Source organism: Methylomonas sp. MgM2 (assembly GCF_054172045.1).
Genome location: NZ_JBSYXO010000053.1, coordinates 1 through 18,201 on the forward strand (window position 1 = coordinate 1; position 18,201 = coordinate 18,201).

The 18,201-nt window shown below is 46.1% G+C and carries 18 protein-coding genes; 10 read left to right on the forward strand and 8 right to left on the reverse strand.

Annotated elements, in window-relative coordinates; all coding sequences use genetic code 11:
- The 7 genes from ACW73I_RS21625 to ACW73I_RS21655 all read right to left on the reverse strand — a co-directional run.
- Window positions 1–117 (reverse strand): hypothetical protein (locus ACW73I_RS21625; protein ID WP_458031596.1); only part of this gene is annotated, 117 nt, incomplete at its 3' end.
- A gap of 188 nt (window positions 118–305) precedes the next feature.
- Complete coding sequence (hxlB, locus tag ACW73I_RS21630; protein ID WP_458031579.1) at window positions 306–839, reverse strand: 6-phospho-3-hexuloisomerase; 534 nt, start codon at window positions 837–839, stop codon at window positions 306–308.
- Between the two features lie 3 nt (window positions 840–842).
- The gene (gene hxlA / locus ACW73I_RS21635; protein WP_458031580.1) at window positions 843–1,490 is read right to left on the reverse strand and encodes a 3-hexulose-6-phosphate synthase; all 648 of its coding nucleotides are present in this window, start codon (window positions 1,488–1,490) and stop codon (window positions 843–845) included.
- A gap of 273 nt (window positions 1,491–1,763) precedes the next feature.
- A complete protein-coding gene (locus ACW73I_RS21640) occupies window positions 1,764–2,090 on the reverse strand; it encodes a ComEA family DNA-binding protein (protein ID WP_458031581.1) in 327 nt (108 codons plus the stop codon).
- Window positions 2,091–2,213: 123 nt separating this feature from the next.
- A complete protein-coding gene (gene cmoB, locus ACW73I_RS21645; RefSeq protein WP_458031582.1) occupies window positions 2,214–3,188 on the reverse strand; it encodes a tRNA 5-methoxyuridine(34)/uridine 5-oxyacetic acid(34) synthase CmoB in 975 nt (324 codons plus the stop codon).
- Window positions 3,185–3,916 (reverse strand): carboxy-S-adenosyl-L-methionine synthase CmoA, encoded by a 732-nt coding sequence (gene cmoA, locus ACW73I_RS21650; RefSeq protein ID WP_458031583.1) that lies wholly within the window; start codon window positions 3,914–3,916, stop codon window positions 3,185–3,187. Before cmoA ends, cmoB begins: the two co-directional genes overlap by 4 nt.
- A gap of 49 nt (window positions 3,917–3,965) precedes the next feature.
- Entirely contained in the window at window positions 3,966–4,607 is a 642-nt protein-coding gene (locus tag ACW73I_RS21655) for an MlaC/ttg2D family ABC transporter substrate-binding protein (RefSeq protein ID WP_458031584.1), read from the reverse strand.
- A 144-nt stretch (window positions 4,608–4,751) separates the two neighbouring features.
- Between ACW73I_RS21655 and hemB the strand changes: the two genes are divergently transcribed.
- From hemB to ACW73I_RS21695, 8 genes are all read left to right on the forward strand, one after another.
- Window positions 4,752–5,768: a porphobilinogen synthase gene (gene hemB / locus ACW73I_RS21660; RefSeq protein WP_458031585.1), complete on the forward strand. Its 1,017-nt coding sequence runs from the start codon at window positions 4,752–4,754 to the stop codon at window positions 5,766–5,768.
- Between the two features lie 20 nt (window positions 5,769–5,788).
- Window positions 5,789–6,343: a hypothetical protein gene (locus ACW73I_RS21665; RefSeq protein ID WP_458031586.1), complete on the forward strand. Its 555-nt coding sequence runs from the start codon at window positions 5,789–5,791 to the stop codon at window positions 6,341–6,343.
- Complete coding sequence (gene aroE, locus ACW73I_RS21670) at window positions 6,336–7,178, forward strand: shikimate dehydrogenase (RefSeq protein ID WP_458031587.1); 843 nt, start codon at window positions 6,336–6,338, stop codon at window positions 7,176–7,178. Before ACW73I_RS21665 ends, aroE begins: the two co-directional genes overlap by 8 nt.
- 77 nt (window positions 7,179–7,255) lie before the next feature.
- Complete coding sequence (locus ACW73I_RS21675) at window positions 7,256–8,530, forward strand: HDOD domain-containing protein (RefSeq protein ID WP_458031588.1); 1,275 nt, start codon at window positions 7,256–7,258, stop codon at window positions 8,528–8,530.
- Window positions 8,531–8,534: 4 nt separating this feature from the next.
- A complete protein-coding gene (locus ACW73I_RS21680) occupies window positions 8,535–9,833 on the forward strand; it encodes an HDOD domain-containing protein (RefSeq protein ID WP_458031589.1) in 1,299 nt (432 codons plus the stop codon).
- A gap of 2 nt (window positions 9,834–9,835) precedes the next feature.
- On the forward strand, window positions 9,836–11,197 hold the full coding sequence (locus tag ACW73I_RS21685) for an HDOD domain-containing protein (RefSeq protein WP_458031590.1): 1,362 nt from the start codon (window positions 9,836–9,838) through the stop codon (window positions 11,195–11,197).
- Between the two features lie 29 nt (window positions 11,198–11,226).
- Window positions 11,227–13,317, forward strand: a complete 2,091-nt coding sequence (gene prlC / locus ACW73I_RS21690) for an oligopeptidase A (RefSeq protein WP_458031591.1) — start codon at window positions 11,227–11,229, stop codon at window positions 13,315–13,317.
- 124 nt (window positions 13,318–13,441) lie between these two features.
- Window positions 13,442–13,870, forward strand: coding sequence for a host attachment protein (locus ACW73I_RS21695; RefSeq protein ID WP_458031592.1), 429 nt, complete (start codon window positions 13,442–13,444; stop codon window positions 13,868–13,870).
- A gap of 133 nt (window positions 13,871–14,003) precedes the next feature.
- Here ACW73I_RS21695 and ACW73I_RS21700 read toward each other — a convergent pair whose 3' ends face one another.
- On the reverse strand, window positions 14,004–16,418 hold the full coding sequence (locus tag ACW73I_RS21700) for a TonB-dependent receptor (RefSeq protein ID WP_458031593.1): 2,415 nt from the start codon (window positions 16,416–16,418) through the stop codon (window positions 14,004–14,006).
- A 534-nt stretch (window positions 16,419–16,952) separates the two neighbouring features.
- On the opposite strand from ACW73I_RS21700, the gene lexA reads away from it, so the two are divergent.
- Window positions 16,953–17,579 carry a transcriptional repressor LexA gene (gene lexA / locus ACW73I_RS21705; protein WP_458031594.1) on the forward strand — a complete coding sequence of 209 codons (627 nt, stop codon included), beginning with the start codon at window positions 16,953–16,955 and terminating at the stop codon, window positions 17,577–17,579.
- Window positions 17,580–17,752: 173 nt separating this feature from the next.
- The gene (locus ACW73I_RS21710; protein WP_458031595.1) at window positions 17,753–18,073 is read left to right on the forward strand and encodes an NGG1p interacting factor NIF3; all 321 of its coding nucleotides are present in this window, start codon (window positions 17,753–17,755) and stop codon (window positions 18,071–18,073) included.
- The last annotated feature ends 128 nt before the right edge of the window (window positions 18,074–18,201 follow it).

The window sequence follows — 18,201 nt, forward strand, 5'->3', positions numbered from 1 at the left end:
AACTTCCGCTATGTCCGCCATCCCCATTGGCGCACCCGGGTGCCCTGAGTTGGCTTTTTGTACGGCGTCCATGCTAAATGCGCGGATGGCGTTCGCTAAGTCTCGGCGCGAAGGCATGTGTGTCTCCTTTTATTTATATTCTTAGATTCGACGTCTATGTTTAAAACATCGTATTGGCTGAGGCTCGGTGAATTGCAAGGATAACCAAAACCATATTCTTCGATTAGATTGCTGGCATCGGTAACGCCTTGGCATCAAAAAATGCAAAAGACCTGCAACTTCAAAAGTTGCAGGTCTTCACGCTATTACTCTAAGTTAGCGTGTCTTGATCTCATTACCTCTTCTTCGATCCCTTTTTCATGAATTACATGAGAAATGGTCGCTTCCAAGAAAACCAATGTAGACAATTCAAACACGGTGCCCATAGGCATCCCTCTGACTTTTCCGTATTGCTCGGTTCGACCGATTTGTAAAGTCAGATCGGCCATGTCACCGATAGTCGAATCATCTTTAGCCGAAATCAAGGCGATTTTAGCTCCGATTTCTTTGGCCTTTTTAGTAAAGGCAATTAACTGTTCGGTTTCACCTGAGCCGGAAATAATGATCAGCAAATCGCCGGCTTTAATGCTCGGCGTGACAATTTCACCAACTACGCTGACATCGTAGCCACCGTGCATCAAACGCATTGCGAAGAAATTACCGACAAGCTTTGAACGTCCCGCACCAGAGATAAAAATTCTCTTGGCACCGTCCAACATTTCGACCAAAGTTTTGTCGTGTGATTCCGGTGTTGCTTCCAGGATGCTGGTAATTTTAGTTAAGATTAACGACTGATGCATAACTTACACCGCTGCTGCTTCTACCAATTCACGAATTTCACGAGCTGCTTCGGCAGGAGAAGGAGCACCGTAGATAGCCGCGCCAACCACGATAATGTTAGCACCGGCTTTAACGGTTTGATCGATAGTGGCGGGCTTGATACCGCCGGCAACCGAGACGCGAACATCCAATCCCAGAGAAGCGACTTCGTTCAAATCGCCAAAGGGTGTTTGGCCTGCGGCTTGCGCATCCAAACCGGTATGTACGCCCATGATTTGCGCGCCCAATTTAGCCGATTCGCGTGCGCATTCCGCTTTGTTCGGCACGTTGATCAGGTCAACTTGCACTTCGGCCGCGTGTTTTTTTGCTGCATTGATTACGCCACCGATGGTAGCCAAACCGGATACACCCAACACGGTGCAAATGTCGGCGCCAGCCGCATAGAAAGCACCGGCTTCGTATTCACCGGCATCCATGGTTTTCAGATCAACCAACAACAGTTGATTTGGAAAACGCTGTCTCAGTTCTTTAACCAAGTTGATACCGTTGTATTTAATGCAAGGAGTACCGATTTCAAAAATGTCGACATAAGGCGCTACTTGTTCAGCCAATGCTACGGTTTGGTCGAAATCCAGTGAGTCCAGCGCCATTTGAATTAATGGTCTTGCCATGTGATGTGCTCCGAAAGTTTTTAATTATTAGTAATAGATGATTTGCCATCTGTCGCAATCTGCTAGGCATATCACCTACTCGCGATGCGAACATAACTGTATGATAGAAATGGGACGTGTGTCAATGCCTGAGCCACTAAGAAAGTTCATCTATTCGTACTCGTAAAATGAAAGATAGAAAGCGGATTTAACGATGACTTGCTCAACCGCATAAGAATTTTAGAATGATAGAGCACTGTAATTAAACAGCGCTCTAAACCATCCTAACGGATACTATTTGGCCTTCTGATCTGCACTAGCTTTATCAGATTTCTGAGGCTGCTTTTCTTCGGCAAGTGGTTGAGCCAACTCACCTGAAAAGAGAATATCCTTTTCATTTTGCTGAATCGTCTTATCCCCTATTCCGTTAACCTTTTTAAGATCATCTAACGTTTGAAAATGACCGTGTTCTTCTCTATATTTTACAATGGCTTCCGCTTTCTTTGACCCTATTCCGGTCAACGCCTCGGAAATCGTTTCGGCATCGGCTTGATTAACATTAACTGGTGCGGCAAGCGCCATAAGCGGACATAAAGCGAACATCAAAAGCACTGTTTTCATATTAAATCTCCTTAAGTTAGGAATGATAAAATAGGCCATAGACCCTTCCCCCGCAGAGAATCAACCGAACCTGAAAGCTAGCTTAGTTTGAAATAGTCTTTTTGCAAGCTACATTAGGCCTATTCAGGCATTTGCGATCACTATCGCCCTTTTAGGAGCGGGCAATCTTTCACATGTCAACTCGTCGTCTGCTGGATCTAGAAAATCCCGTAAAGAATTAAACATCATCCATTCAGTGCTGCGCTGCTCAAGGACAGTTGTTTTTGTGACGTCGCACAGTCTAACGTTTTTATAACCACATCGCCGCAGCCAAAGCATTAACGCTTCACAACTCGGCAAAAACCAAACATTGCGCATTTGCGCATAGCGACGCTCCGGTAACAGTACCGTGTTCATATCGCCGTCCACAACTAGGGTCTCCAACACCAGCTCTCCGCCGGGCCGCAAACATCCTTTCAAATCCATTAAATGGTCTATCGGAGAGCGGCGGTGATACAAAACCCCCATCGAAAACACCGTGTCAAACAGCTTCATATCAGATGGGAGTTGCTCGCTGCCTAGCGGTAAAACAAAAACCGGCGCATCCCCTCCATGTAATTTACGCACTGATTGATATTGCAGCACGTTCAGCAAAGTGGGATCGACACCAACCACCATCCTCGCGCCAGCCCCTAACATGCGCCAGCAGTGGTAGCCATTCCCGCATCCCACATCCAAAACCAGACGTTTATGCAACGGCGCAATTTGAGCTCTAAGACGATCCCATTTCCAATCGGATCGCCACTCCGTATCAATGTGTAAGCCGAACAGATGAAACGGCCCCTTACGCCAGGGATGCAGTTTTTTTAAATTGTTTATTAATTGCTGGCGAAACTCATTCCGCAAATCGGTTGCCACACCAATACTGACCGACTCTACCAATTCTATCCGGCTTGGCGTTATGCTAGGCAAATCATCAACCGCCTTTTGCCAGCATGCGAGGTCGCCATGCGACTGCTCAGAAAACGCATTATTAACTTGCTCGGCAAGTTGTCTCGACCACGCGGTAAGGCCTAATTGATCCAACTCTACAAAGAGCCGCTGATAACAGTCGATCATTTCAGCGCAAGCATCGATGCAAAATTAAAATACTGAAACCAAATTTCTGCACTATCGAACCCCGCTTCCATCAACCGTTTTTGGTGAACGGCAAATGGTTCCGGTCGTAAAACGTTTTCTAACGCGGTTCTTTTTTGACTAATCTCCAAGTCGCTATAGCCTTGCATCTTTTTAAAATGTTGATGCATGTCAGTCTGTAAGACCTGTTGGCTCTGGCGGTCAAAGCTTAGCTTTTCCGATAAAATTAGCACTCCGCCCGGCAACATCCCCTGATAAATTTTCGCCAACAAAGACTCCCTGTCCGCTACCGGAATAAACTGTAAAGTAAAATTCAACACCACCACGGAAGCCCGCTCAATGGCAACTTGCCTGATATCGGCGCATAGGACTTCGATTGGTGGCTTGCCGGCATCGACTTCCAGTTTTTTTTGGAAGCGACTCACCATGGCCTCGGAGTTGTCGATAGCGACTATCCGGCAATTATCCGCGGAAATTTGTCGCCTCATCGCCAATGCCACCGCTCCCAAAGAGCAACCTAGATCGTAACAAACGCTATTTTCTTGACCAAACCGGCCAGCTAGAAACCCTATTGCTGAAATAATGGTGGCATAACCTGGCACCGATCTCTGGATCATGTCCGGAAAGACATTTACAACTGACTCGTCGAATTTAAACGCGGGAATCTCGCCAAGCGGATTCGAATAAAGTAAGTCTTTGTCAAACTGCATACGGATGACGCCCCCCGGATATAGGCTAGTCCGGGGAGCAAAAGAAAGTTTATGAATGCTCGCGGTCGGATAGGGCTTCGCTATTGCGTTTCGCTAATTGATTGATCACTTCTTGCAACGAACCTGTACGTTCAACTTCATTTTTGAAGCTGGTGCGATAGTTGGTCACTAAGCTCACGCCTTCAATTAAAATATCGTAAACCTTCCACTCGCCATTGGAGAACAGCATACGGTAGTTCACTGCTATCGGTTGCAAACCCGGTTGCAAAACTTCAGTTTTGACCATGACCTTACGCTGATCGCCGTCCGAATTAATCGGCAAAAATCGAATTGACCATTCTTTGAATTCGACAAACGCCCTGGAATATGTCCTTATTAGCAGCGTCTGAAACTCTTTTTTAAAAGCCTCTTTCTCCGCCGGCGTCGCGCTTTTCCAAAGCTTGCCCAACACCAACGCAGAAATCAAGTCGAAATCGGCACGCGGATAAAGCACAGAATGTACGAATTCTGTAATCTTTTTAAAGTCTTTTGTAAAACCAGGATCTTGCATGCGTGCTTTCAGCTGAATAGAAGCATCTTCAATCACCTGTTGCGGCTCTATTAAATCCGCGGCAACAACATCCGTTATCACCCCCACATTGACAATAAAACCAAACAGCAAAATTAATACTACTTTTATATGTTGTTTCATAATAACTATGACCACCTCGTAAACGTATCGTTGCAATTACAAACGTTGCATCCCGATACACTGTTACAATAACTATTCGTGATTTCCACCAACCCCGAAAGATTGACTTAAGATATTTAACCGGCATACAGCGATTATTTTACTATGGAAAAGATGTCACACACTAATGAGTTTTTCCCATCCATTCGGATGCGCAGAATGCGTTATCAGGCCTTTTCCCGCCGTCTAATGAGAGAAAACCAATTATCTACGAATGATTTGATCTGTCCGCTGTTTGTTATAGAAGGCAGCAATCAGCAACAAAGCGTGGCATCTATGCCCGGCGTGAACCGATTATCCATTGATCTGTTACTTAAAGAAGCGGAAACCTTGCTTAACCTTGGGATTCCGGCTATCGCATTGTTTCCGGTCATCGACTCGAATCAAAAATCGTTGGAAGCCAGCGAAGCTTTTAACCCGGAAGGATTAGCGCAACGCACAGTCAGGGCACTAAAGTCCGAACTTCCTGAATTAGGCGTCATCACCGACGTAGCCTTGGACCCGTTTACCTCGCATGGCCAGGACGGCCTAATCAACGAGCAAGGTTACGTTATTAACGACGAAACCGTGGAGGTGCTCTGCAAACAGGCTTTATCTCACGCAGAAGCGGGCGCCGATATTGTAGCGCCATCCGATATGATGGATGGCCGTATCGGAGCCATAAGACAGGCTTTGGAACAGGGCGGTTATATCAACACACGTATCTTGGCCTATTCCGCAAAATACGCCTCCAGCTTTTACGGGCCATTCCGCGACGCTGTCGGTTCAGCCGGAAATTTAGCCGGAGGTAACAAATATAGCTACCAAATGGATCCGGCCAACTCCGACGAAGCGTTACGAGAAATCGCCTTGGATATACATGAAGGTGCCGACATTATCATGATTAAACCCGGCATGCCTTATTTAGACATCATTCGCCTCGCTAAAGACACATTTGGCATGCCGACTTTTGTCTATCAAGTGAGCGGCGAATACGCCATGCTTAAAGCCGCTTCCCAAAACGGCTGGCTAGACGAAAAACAAGTCGTTTTGGAATCGCTGCTGGCGTTTAAGCGTGCAGGCTGCGACGCCATCTTAACTTACTTCGCAAAATCAGCCGCCCTATGGCTAAAACAATCATAACTTGTTAAAGACGAACAGACATGCAAGACAACACTCCTATTGACGAACTCTTAGCTCCGCAACGCCATTTCGGCCTGGAAGAAGCCGTTTTTGTTATTTTAGTCGTGCTATCGTTATCCGGCATAGTGATTACCGATTTTTCACCCCATGACGGCTATGGCTTCTGGCTATTGATGGTATTCGTATTCGCCGTATTATCCATTTTTGTTTCATGGCTACAAGCAAGAACTAACGAAATCGATTTCGGAGAAATCGCCAAACAGCAGATGATCCATTGGCTGCATACTCTAGTCATCGTCGGCGCGGCATTTCTGCTGAATAAGTCAGGACAGCTTACTGAGATCTCGGCAAGCTTGGTTATTCTTCTAATTCTGGCTTTATCTACCATGCTCGATGGATATCGTATAGGTTGGCAGTTTAGCGTATTGGGTTTTTATCTTGCCGGTTGCGCCATTATAGTTGCCTATATCGAACAATTTATCTGGACCTGTATAGGCCTCGGTTTTATCGTTGTGACCGGCACTTTTTTCTGGAATATCTGGATTCGAAAACAATCGGCCTTTCACAATGATTGATACCTACGCTGTTTTTGGCCACCCAATCCAACATAGCAAGTCGCCACGCATCCATAGCCTGTTTGCCGAACAAACATCTCAAAAGCTTCAATACCACGCTCAAGATGTCCCGGCAGAAGGGTTCTGCATAAGCGCCGACGCTTTTTTTCGTAGCGGAGGCAAAGGCTTAAACTGTACAGTGCCGCTAAAACAGCTAGCCTGGCAGTATGCCGATATTTTGAGTGAGCGCGCCAACCTCAGCAAAGCGGTCAACACGCTAGTCCTGCAGGAGGATGGCCGCGTCTTTGGCGACAATACCGACGGCATTGGTCTAGTCACGGATTTAACCGTCAACCACGGCATCGAATTATCTAATCGCCGAATCCTGATTCTCGGCGCCGGCGGAGCCACGAGGGGTATCTTGACACCTATGCTGGAGCATTACCCTAAACAGGTTACTATCGCCAACCGGACCCTAGTAAAAGCTGAAACTATTGTTAAGGAGTTCGGTCAGAAAGGCGACTTAAGCAGTAGCGATTATTCCGACTTAGACCGGCAACAGTTTGACTTGATTATTAATGCAACATCAGCAAGTCTTACAGACCAGTTGCCGCCACTACCCGAAAACTTGTTGTCGGAAAATGGTTGCTGTTATGATCTAGCTTACGGCAATCAGCCTACAGCATTTGTGCGCTGGGGAATTGCTCAACACGCCAAAATAAGCATTGATGGTTTGGGCATGTTAGTCGAACAAGCCGCAGAAGCCTTTTATTTATGGCGAGGTATTCGTCCGGAAACGGTTGCAGTGATTGATTTGCTGAATAGCGAACGTGATTGGTCCTACATGTTTACTTGAAATTTGACCTACACTATGTAGACAGAGACAATCACCATACCAACGCTGGGACTCAATGCGAAACGATCAGGAATGATATGGCTTCCATAAAATCTTTTTTCGACAAACAAAAGCCGTCCTCGACCGAATCCCGTTTGGGCGAGAAAGTTTTGCCGGAAATTCTCGGACAGCTTTTCCCTATTAGAAATTTCAGCGAAGAAATCCGGCAAAGTTTTGCGATGGAGAATCGCGTCGAACTCGTCGCTGCCGGCACGACGTTATTCAACATCGACGATACCGCCGATTCCGCCATTTATCTCATTAGTGGCAGCATAAAATTTACCGACCAAAATGGAAGAAGCTATGTAATCGAGTCCGGAAGTGCCCAAGCAAAATTTCCCATATGTAGTGGTTTAAAACACACAACCACGGCCGTGGCGCAAACCGAGCTCGGCATACTTCGGGTATCGCTAAAAATCATGACTACCGGCAACCGATTACAGCATAAGGTCATAGAAATTCCCGAAAAACTACGTAACAATCAATTATTGGCATTATTTTCCGATCATTTCCAACATCACGAGTTGGATACTCCATCTTTACCTGAGGTCGCCGTTAAATTACGCAAAGCGATTCAGCATGACGTCAACATCGAGGAAGCTGTCAACATAATTCAGCTTGATCCCGTTATTTCTGCAAAATTGATCGAAGTCGCCAATTGCCCATTATATCTAACCCTAGTACCTGCGAAAAATTGCCAGCAAGCCGTCACGCGTATCGGACTCAACGCGACTCGCAATTTGGTAGTCGCCCTCAGCCTTAAACAAATCTTTAAAAGCAAATCGCCTCTGATTAAAGATCGCCTTGAAAGACTTTGGAAACAAAGTCTTTATCTATCAGCTTTATGCCACGTGCTTGCCTCGACCAGTAAACAAGCCAATCCGGAAGAGGCTTTATTGGCCGGCTTGGTCTGCGATATCGGCGAGATACCTTTTCTTAGCTTTATCGCGAACCTACCTAAGGAATTCATCAACGAGAAAGAAATCACGGAGGCACTGCCCGTCGTAACGGGCGTGATTGGCGCAACCGTGCTGACCGAGTGGCAATTTGCAGATGAGTTTATCGATGTCGCTTTAAATTCCAAAAACTGGTATCAAAACAATAGCATAGAGTTGTCACTAACCGATATCGTGGTGCTATCACGGCTGCATGGGTTAATCGGAAAATATCCCAATGGAGACCTACCGCCAATCGCCACGATTCCAGCCGCCAGCAAACTAAAAGGTATGGCTCTGTCACCGGAGAACACATTGGCCATTCTCCATGACGCGAAATCCAAGATTCATGAGGCGCTAACCATATTCTTACGCTAAGCCTATGTTCTGGAAATTCTTGAAACCGTCCGTAAAAACCTCTGCCACTGCCAGTGATGAACGATTTATCGAAGAGCAAACCCCGCCAATAGAATTCTTACAAAAACTGATTCCCATTGGCGAACTGCCGGTCAATGAACTCGAAGGCATAAAAAGCACTATTCGCAGCTTTACTCCAGGTCAAATTATCTTTAGTCGCCGCGAACATGCGGAATCGCTGGTTTATTTATATTCCGGCAATATTTTTCTTGAAGCTGCTGATGGCAATGGTTACACCGTTGATGATGGAACGTTTCAGGCCTATTGTCCGCTGTCCAATCATACTGAACATCATTTCAGCGCGATTGCAAAATCAAATACAAAAATTTTGTATTTACCGCTATCGATCTTACAACACTGCCGAAAATCCCCGTTCATCAATAACCCCTTAATCAATTCAGCGGACATTCCAAGCGAACTGGCCAATAGCAAATTTTTCAATGGTTTTTGTACAGCCTTTCAGCGTGACGAGATACAAGTACCCAGCTTACCTGACGTTGCCATTAGACTAAGAAGAGCTTTGCAACAGGAAGTTACCAATATTACTGATGCCACGAAAATCATCAATATGGATCCCGCAATTGCATCTAAATTGATCCAAGTTGCTAATAGTCCTCTCTACCGTTCCATCAATACGATTTCCAACACCCATGATGCCATTAACCGCTTAGGATTTAGAGGCACGCAAAATATAGTCACCAGTATCAGTTTGCATAACTTGTTTCGTACCGATAATAAACTGTTAAACCGCAAACTACAGCAGATTTGGAAACAAAGCATAAACATTGCCAGTCTCAGTTATACATTGGCCGGCTTGACACATACCATCAATCCGGATGAAGCACTCCTAGCGGGGCTAACGTATAACATAGGCGCCCTACCAATTATCACCTATGCCGAAAAGCTTAAAGCATCTGAATACACTGAACAAGAACTGGTCCAAACCATCGCCACCAGCAAAAACTTAGTAGGCGCATTTATTCTAAAAAACTGGCATTTCCCGAAACATCTACAGCAAATCCCCAGTCAAGCCAGCTACTGGTATCACGACGAAGATTCGACATTGCAGACGTGCGACATTGTTTTGCTCGCACGTTTTCACGCTCAAATCGGCAACTCTCACAATCAAAAATTGCCGCCATTGCACACGTTACCCGCTTTCCTAAAACTGGGTATCAATACGCTCACTCCGGATATGTCCTTGCAGGCATTACAAGATGCCAAGCATAAAATTAATGAAGCAGTCAATTTTCTCCGGATGTAGTGATGAGTCTGTTCAAAAACATATTTCACTCAACGGCAACTACCACCAAACGACACATTCCGAAGGCGCTTGACCGGCGCAATCGATCAGCTCGAACCGACGCACCGCATACCACCCCGCCATTAGTCGAATGCCAACAAAACCTAAATGCCGAACAACTTAAAAAGTTCGCGCCCTTACGCGATCTCGATAATCAGTCTCTTAAAACTCTGTCGCATACTACGTCGCTATACCATAAAGACGCTATCATTTTTGTCCGTGACGAGCCAACGGACGGCATATATTACATACTCGAAGGCAAGCTTGAAATGCAGCCGTACAGTGACAATCGTTACGAGGTCGAGGCGGAAACGCCGCTAGCGGCGCTCCCGTTAAATAGCGGTAAACGTTTCGGCGCTACGGCCACGGCATCGACTGACGTCACCATTTTAAAGGTCACCGCCGAACTTAACCAACTTTGGGCGCTTCAACCGCAAGAAAGTTTATCGTGCGTCGAACTGTTAGATATACAGTTACCGGAAGAAATCAGCAACAAGCAGTTTTTCGATAGCTTTGCTAAGGCTTGCCGAGAAAATAAACTACGCTTGCCTTCACTGCCTAATGTTGCGATTAAACTTCAGCAGGCCATGCGACAAAACATCGGCATTAACGATGCCGTAAAAATTATTCAAATCGACCCTCCGATAGTAGCAAAGCTCATTCAGGCCGCCAATAGCCCTTTGTATGCATCTGTCAATCCGGTAAACAATTGCCATGACGCAGTCAATCGCATCGGACTGACCGGCGTCCGGAATCTGATATTGAGTATCAGTTTAAAACAACTGTTTCAATCCAAAGACCGCGAACTGATGAATGGCATGCAAAAATTATGGAAATCCAGCCTATACGTCTCCAGCCTATGTTTTGTGTTAGCGGAAGAATGCAGCGGGATTAATCCGGAAGACGCTTTGCTGGCCGGCTTAATCTGCGACATTGGCGCAATACCGTTGCTCCACTTCGCCGAACGATTTCCCGAACATTATCCAAATCTGACCGAACTGGAAGCTTCATTACCGTATTTTCGTGGCCCGGTCGGCGCCCTGGTATTACATACTCTAGGCTTTTCCAAAGAACTGACCAACATCCCTCAGCAGTCGGAAAACTGGCTATACGATAGCGGCGATGCGCTCGATATTACTGACATTGTAATTCTTGCCAAATTGCATCGCTATTTCGGCACGCACAAAGCCAAAGACCTTCCATACATTAACTCGATTCCAGCTTACTCTAAAGTCAACGAGAGCAAACTCGATCCCGATTTTTCACTCTCTATGCTCCACAAAGCCCAGAATCGCGTAGACTCAATAATGCATTTATTCTCCTGAAATCTTACTTGACTATAACGCCTAGCTCCATGACTAACCCTTTACTTGAAAACGCTGAGTTACCGCAATTTTCCAAAATTCAGCCTGAACACGTCGAGCCCGCGATCGACAGGCTACTGGCCGATGCGCGAGCAGTCATCAATACACAATTACAGCATGGCGGTCCCTATACCTGGCAGAATCTGATTGAACCCATTGAGGAAGCGGAAGATCGACTCAATAAAGCTTGGTCGCCGGTCAGCCATATGAATTCCGTAGTCAATAGCGATGCAATGCGCGATGCCTACAACGCTTGTTTGGGCAAGCTCAGCGAATATGCCACCGAAACCGGCCAAAATCGGGCCTTGTACGAAGCCTACCGCGAAATCCGTGATAGCGCCGAATTCGAAAAGTTCGATCGTGCCCAACAAAAAATTATCGAGAATGCCTTACGCGACTTTCATTTATCCGGTGTCGACCTCCCCGCGGAAAAGCAAACCCGCTTCAAGGAAATCAGCCAACAGCTATCCAAGCTATCGAGTGAATTTGAAGAAAACCTGCTCGATGCCACCAATGCCTGGCACAAGCAAATCATCCATATCGACGACTTGGCCGGCTTGCCGGAATCCGCATTGGCCCAAGCCAAACAAGCGGCGGAAGCCGAAAATAAAGAAGGCTGGTTAATCAACCTGCAGTTTCCGTCATATTTGGCGATTATGACCTATGCCGATAATCGCGAATTGCGCCGCGAACATTACGAAGCCTATTCCACCCGCGCGTCGGATCAAGGTCCGCATGCAGGCCGTTGGGATAACACCCACATCATGGAACAAATCCTGGCGCTGCGTCACGAAAAGGCCCAATTACTCGGCTTCAACAATTACGCCGAATTCTCTCTGGCGACCAAAATGGCCGAATCTACCGACGAGGTAGTGAAATTTCTGGAAGACTTGGCTGACAAATCCTGGCATCAGGCCCGTCAAGATCTGGTCGAATTGCAAGAATTCGCCGCAAAAGAATACGGCCTGCATGACTTGCAGGCCTGGGATATAGGCTATTACTCGGAAAAAATGCGTCAGCATTTTTACCAACTATCGCAAGAAGAAGTAAAAGCTTATTTTCCGGTTACTCGCGTGATTCCGGGCTTATTTGCCATCGTCGAAAAACTCTACGGTCTGCAAATCAGTGAAATCAGCGAATTCGATAGCTGGCATCCGGACGTACGTTTTTACCGGATATCGGATATAAGCGGCCAATTGCGAGGACGCTTCTATCTCGACTTGTATGCGCGCGGCAAGAAACGCGGCGGTGCCTGGATGGACGATTGCGTGTGCCGTAAGAAAACGACCGTCAGGGATGGTGGAAGTGCGGCAACGGGTACGGAACCCGTGCCGCCAAGCGCGGGTTTACAAACACCCGTCGCTTATTTAACCTGTAATTTCACTCCTCCAGCCGGTAATGACCCAGCATTGCTTACTCACGACGAAGTCCAGACCTTATTTCACGAATTTGGCCACGGCTTACATCATATGCTTACGCAAATAGACTATCTCGGCGTTTCCGGCATTAACGGAGTCGAATGGGATGCGGTCGAGTTACCCAGTCAGTTCATGGAAAACTGGTGCTGGGAAAAAGAAGCACTGAGTCTTGTCTCCGGCCACTACCAAACCGGCGAGGCTCTACCCGACGCATTATTCGAGAAAATGCTGGCCGCGAAAAACTTCCAGGCCGGTATGTTAATGGTACGCCAACTCGAATTCAGTCTGTTCGACTTCAAAATTCATCAAAATTACGACCCAGAGCGTGGCGGACGCATTTACCCGACTTTACAACAAGTGCGTGAACAAGTTGCCGTCGTCAAAGTACCCGACTTCAACCGATTTGCTCACAGCTTTTCTCATATATTTGCCGGCGGCTACGCCGCTGGTTATTACAGCTACAAATGGGCGGAAGTCTTATCGGCCGACGCCTTCTCTTTGTTCGAGGAAAAAGGGATTTTCGATCGTGCAACCGGCGAATCATTTTTACATAACATTTTGGAACAGGGCGGCAGCGCCGACGCGATGACGCTGTTTAAGAATTTCCGAGGCAGAGAACCGAATATCGACGCATTACTGAGACACAATGGAATCGCAGCCTAAGTCATAACAATACATCAATGGCGGCACCTGATAAAAAGACATACAATTCCTTACGCTCTTAAGTTTTAAAGTCGGGTATCCGGCGAGATCGCAATCATTATAATTATTAAATTAAGGGGGCTTTATGGCTGATACATGGGTTGTAGTAGCGGATAGCAGCAGAGCGAGGTTCTTCACGTTTGTAAGCAAACACGAAGCAATGCAAGAACAAGAAGGCATGGTACATGCCGAAGGTAGACTGCGCGATCAGGATGAAGTTAGCGATAAACAAGGCGGACTAGCAGGTGGTCATGGTGAAGGTGGTCATGCGTTTGAAGCGCCTACCGACCTCAAACACCACGACGCGGACGTCTTCGCCAAACAAATCGCCGATAGGCTGGAACATGGTCGGGTCAATCATGACTACGATCAGCTGATTTTAGTCGCACCGCCGGCATTTTTAGGTGCGTTGCGTCATGCCTTGAATGACCAGGTGACAAATTTAGTCAGTAGCTCATTCGATAAAGATTTGCTTACGGAAACAGAAGCGGCGATACGCGATCATATTTTCTGATCAGGGCCACGACCTGTTTTCGTATAAATCAGCAGATCCACGTATCCCGAAATGTTTTCGCTATGAGATTAAGCTTTCCGCGCCGATTATTAAAAATCGGCGCGGAAGAAACCGCAAGACATCCGGCTAGAGATTAGTATTTGATCGTAACACCGACATACATCGACCGCCCCATCCCCGGAACGTTTCTGCCCCAAGGCGGCGTAAATGCGGCGGGACCGGTTGGGTTCATGCCGAACCGGTCGCCTAAGTATGCGCCTCCCAATGGATAATAGTATTGTTTATCCAACATATTTTCCAAACCCAAGTCAAACCGCACATGTCCCCACTCGTAACCTGTTCTGGCATTCAGCAAGATATAGGAAGACGTTGTCGTTTCGTTACGAACTGATTGAACGTCACTCTTGCCGTCTACAAACTGCATTTCAAGCGAGCTTTGCCAATCTTGCAAGCGATGATCCAAACTCAACTTCATGTTGAACGGCATCATGTGATACAAATCGACCCCATCCGTACGCTGACCGCGCACATAGCTCATAATCGTATGAGTAGCGAATTCACCGAACGTTTTGTGTTTATACAATTGTGCGCGACCGGAAACATCAACTCCCGTCAACCAAGCATCGTGGTTGGCGAATTGCAGGTAGACAAAGTTGTTCGAACCCGACTGGGTTGGTGAATTACAGGCCGATCCAGGAATCGAACTCTGGCAGCGATCAACATCGATATAATTTTCCACATACGTGAAATATGGGGTCGCAGACACCTCCCAAAGATTATCCGTCGGCTCATGAAATGCTGTGGTGAGACTCACCGTATTTGCTGTTTCCTCAGTCAAATTCAGATTACCTACATAGCCATTTCCATCGCCGAACCAACCTATCATGCCCATATCCATCGCGCGTTGTCCCCAAGTGTAGAGCTCATACAAATTCGGGGCGCGATTCTTGCGCGCAAACCCTAATTCGTATTGGCTCATATCATTAGGCGTATATTGCACTAACGCGGTGAAATCGAAAAGATTGAAATTACGCTCATGGTCTTGCGCATTGAAGGCATTTGCAGCCGCCAAATCGGTTCTGGCGCCAGCGGCGTTGTAGATCGGCGACCCCATAACATTGCTTGTACCTAATAGATTTGGGTTATATGGTTGCACATCGCCTGTATCCATCATCACCCGGTCATAACGGAATCCGAGCATGCTTCGCCAATGTTCATCCCAATTGGCTTCCCATTCGCCGAAAAAACCAACTCGATTGCGCTGACCGTCGTTAATGTTGTAATAAGTGTCCGGCGCCATCATCCAATATGCACTATTCGGTTGAGGTTGATTAGGTCCCAAATTGATAGTCGCTGATGTATCACCATGAACAGGCGACCAATAATCATTAAGCATCTGTGCGTGAAAGTCGGTACCGACTCGGAACGTATCGCGCTCACTGTATGGAATCTCACCTTGAATTTTGTAACCCAAGTTAATACCGTTTGTATTCATCGGCATAATATTATTGGGCGGCGCAAAGGTTCCTACATACTCGCCATTAACTTTATTAGCAAACCGGTTCTGCTTGTCGCCGGCGATATCCATATTATGGATAGTATGTTCATAATAGAATTTGCTTTCGAGAGTACCCCAGTCAAACAAACCTTTATGCGTGATGTTGCCGAAAAGACTGTCGTTATTCGTCATATCCATTCGCTGGTTCGGGAAGCCTTGATAAGGTATGTGCTGCATCCCACCGCGAAACACCAGCAATTGATTGTCGAATTTAAATGATAACGCCGCTGATTGGTTTTGATTTTCATATTGCGTAGAGTTAACAATATTCCCGGTTCCGTCGTCGTAATCCATACTCTTGGTACTCGAACCGGCATATTCCAATCTAACGTTTTGATTTGCAATTCCAGCGGCGATGCTTCCTCCGTACGCATCACCGTTACTCCGATAAAAAGCAGAGACGCTGCCGTCTAGCAATATATCTTTACCCGGCTCGGCGAACACGGGCTCAGGTGTCTCAACCTTAACCGTACCACCTAAGCTATCCCCCCCCAAGCTGACTGGGGAAATGCCGGTTAAAATGATGATCTTACCAATATTACTACGGTCGATATACGACAAAGGCGGATTCATGTGGTTTGCGCAAGCGGAAGAGATAGTCATGCCGTTAACCGTGATTTTAACCCTATCATCATTCAAGCCATGAATAACCGGAAGATTCGATACTCCACCACCTTGGTATAAGCTGACACCCGCGGTATCTTCCAGCAATTTCGCGGTATCGCTGATTGCCGCGCGTTTACTTTTCAGAATATCGGCCTCCATTTCCGATGTCGTCAAGTCCTTTCTAGAGAATTTATCTGTGACGATAATTTTATCCAACACGACAGAATCGTCGCCTATCTGAACTTCTTCATTTTCGGCCGCAACGACTGAAGTGGCCATACACAGTGGCAGCAATCCGATTAATTTTGCACACTTTATCTGTAAACCAACAGAACGCGCCGTAGGTTTCCTCGGAATGTAAAAGGGGATCTTTGAAGTTTTCATATGTCCTTTTCTCGGGGCTTAAAAAATAACAGCGCCAATGGGAATAGTCCAATCAGTTTGAACATGAATAAGCGTTAATCAAGTAAGACATTTACCGTTAACGTATGTTAAACGCAACACTTGTGGTAAAAATAGTCAAAACCTTGTCTTTTACAAGCAAATTCTAATCCATGGCCCTCAATATATTGATTTATCGGGATACTTATACGCATTCATTTTCGGATTGTTCGACCGTATCGTCTGAACTATGTTATTTACCGCCTTAGAATATGGCATCTAACCCTACACAATATGTCTTTTTCATTAACTAGGGGAAATTTGACGACTTTCATCGTCGTCAATGCCCTGTATTTAACAGTGAACCTTTCTATCATTTATGCTGGGCGGCTCTAAGACACGTTGCTACTAAACAACATCAAATCAAAACTATGTTATTTCCCGCATACAGCCGACCGTAAAGCGAAATAAAAAACACTTGTTCTTTATTTGTTTTGAAATATACTTAATAAAACAAAACAAAATTAGAACGCATAAATGAACCTTACTCGTAAACAACAGGAAATTTTCTCTTTCCTTTTAGAAAACCAGAACAAGCTGCCACAACCTCTGACTTTAGAAGCGCTATGTACAGCAATGAGCCTAAAGTCAAGAGGTTCCTTACACGGGCAGATCAAAGCCTTGATAGAAGCAAAGCTAGTCGAAGCTCCGGAGCGAAAACAACGCGGCATTCGTTTAACGAGTTACGGCAAGTCATTCGCGCAACCCGACGAGGACGCAAGTGCTTTGCCATTGGTCGGCGTCATTGCCGCTGGCCAGCCGATTGAGGCGCTGGAAAACATTTCATACATGAAAATTCCTGAGCAAATCCGAACCGAAAAAACCTGTTATGTGCTGAAAGTTAAAGGTAATTCGATGATAGAAGAAGGCATATTCGACGGCGACTGGGTCATCATCGAACAACGGAGCTACGCTCGTAACGGGGAAATCATCGTGGCATTGATCGATAAAGCTGAAGCCACCTTGAAATACATTGAACAATATCCACACGAAACACTATTGATACCGGCCAACTCTCAAATGCAAGCCATGCGCTACAAGCCTGAGCAAATCGAAATTCAAGGGGTATTAGTTGGACAAATGCGTAGTTATACCCAACCTTAGGAGACCGTCATAATGCGTTATTCCGTTCACATGCGCGATCAAAAATTGAATCAACTAGCCATGCAAATTCGACGACATAGGCAAACCGCGATTAATATGCTGGAGGAAATAACCCTAATTGTTGTAATCTGGGGAATGTTTTTCCTTGCTGGGTCAAATTAATACTTACCACAATGTATCAGCTTTGTTTTTATGTGCCTGGTAGCCATCTTGAGCAAGTAAAAAATGCACTGTTTGCTGCGGGAGCAGGAAAATACCAAGACTATGATCATTGCGCTTGGCAAACGTTAGGACATGGACAATATAGGCCGTTACGCGACAGTCAGCCTTATATTGGAAAAATAAATGAAATAGAAAGCGTTCCCGAATATAAAGTTGAAATGATCTGCTTAGAAGAGAATATTCGAAAGGCTCTCCAAGCGCTGTTAGATAACCACCCTTATGAGCAACCCGCGTATTCCGTAATTAAAATACTGAAAGTTGACGAGTTCTAGATGAATAAAGAATAACTGGTTGCTATTTACTTCAATTCATATTCGAGGTGCAAAAAAAGCCCGCGTCATTCGGCGGGCTTTCGAGTTTGGTGCTTGGCGATGACCTACTTTCACATGGCAACCTGCCA

Coding starts and splice junctions, on each gene's coding strand:
- ACW73I_RS21695 (WP_458031592.1), top strand. CDS start 13,442: ATGGCTGATACATGGGTTGTAGTAGCGGATAGCAGCAGAGCGAGGTTC.
- ACW73I_RS21665 (WP_458031586.1), top strand. CDS start 5,789: ATGCAAGACAACACTCCTATTGACGAACTCTTAGCTCCGCAACGCCAT.
- ACW73I_RS21655 (WP_458031584.1), bottom strand. CDS start 4,607: ATGAAACAACATATAAAAGTAGTATTAATTTTGCTGTTTGGTTTTATT.
- hxlA (WP_458031580.1), bottom strand. CDS start 1,490: ATGGCAAGACCATTAATTCAAATGGCGCTGGACTCACTGGATTTCGAC.
- cmoB (WP_458031582.1), bottom strand. CDS start 3,188: ATGATCGACTGTTATCAGCGGCTCTTTGTAGAGTTGGATCAATTAGGC.
- ACW73I_RS21710 (WP_458031595.1), top strand. CDS start 17,753: ATGTATCAGCTTTGTTTTTATGTGCCTGGTAGCCATCTTGAGCAAGTA.
- lexA (WP_458031594.1), top strand. CDS start 16,953: ATGAACCTTACTCGTAAACAACAGGAAATTTTCTCTTTCCTTTTAGAA.
- hemB (WP_458031585.1), top strand. CDS start 4,752: ATGGAAAAGATGTCACACACTAATGAGTTTTTCCCATCCATTCGGATG.
- ACW73I_RS21700 (WP_458031593.1), bottom strand. CDS start 16,418: ATGAAAACTTCAAAGATCCCCTTTTACATTCCGAGGAAACCTACGGCG.
- ACW73I_RS21680 (WP_458031589.1), top strand. CDS start 8,535: ATGTTCTGGAAATTCTTGAAACCGTCCGTAAAAACCTCTGCCACTGCC.
- cmoA (WP_458031583.1), bottom strand. CDS start 3,916: ATGCAGTTTGACAAAGACTTACTTTATTCGAATCCGCTTGGCGAGATT.
- hxlB (WP_458031579.1), bottom strand. CDS start 839: ATGCATCAGTCGTTAATCTTAACTAAAATTACCAGCATCCTGGAAGCA.
- aroE (WP_458031587.1), top strand. CDS start 6,336: ATGATTGATACCTACGCTGTTTTTGGCCACCCAATCCAACATAGCAAG.
- ACW73I_RS21640 (WP_458031581.1), bottom strand. CDS start 2,090: ATGAAAACAGTGCTTTTGATGTTCGCTTTATGTCCGCTTATGGCGCTT.
- ACW73I_RS21675 (WP_458031588.1), top strand. CDS start 7,256: ATGGCTTCCATAAAATCTTTTTTCGACAAACAAAAGCCGTCCTCGACC.
- ACW73I_RS21685 (WP_458031590.1), top strand. CDS start 9,836: ATGAGTCTGTTCAAAAACATATTTCACTCAACGGCAACTACCACCAAA.
- prlC (WP_458031591.1), top strand. CDS start 11,227: ATGACTAACCCTTTACTTGAAAACGCTGAGTTACCGCAATTTTCCAAA.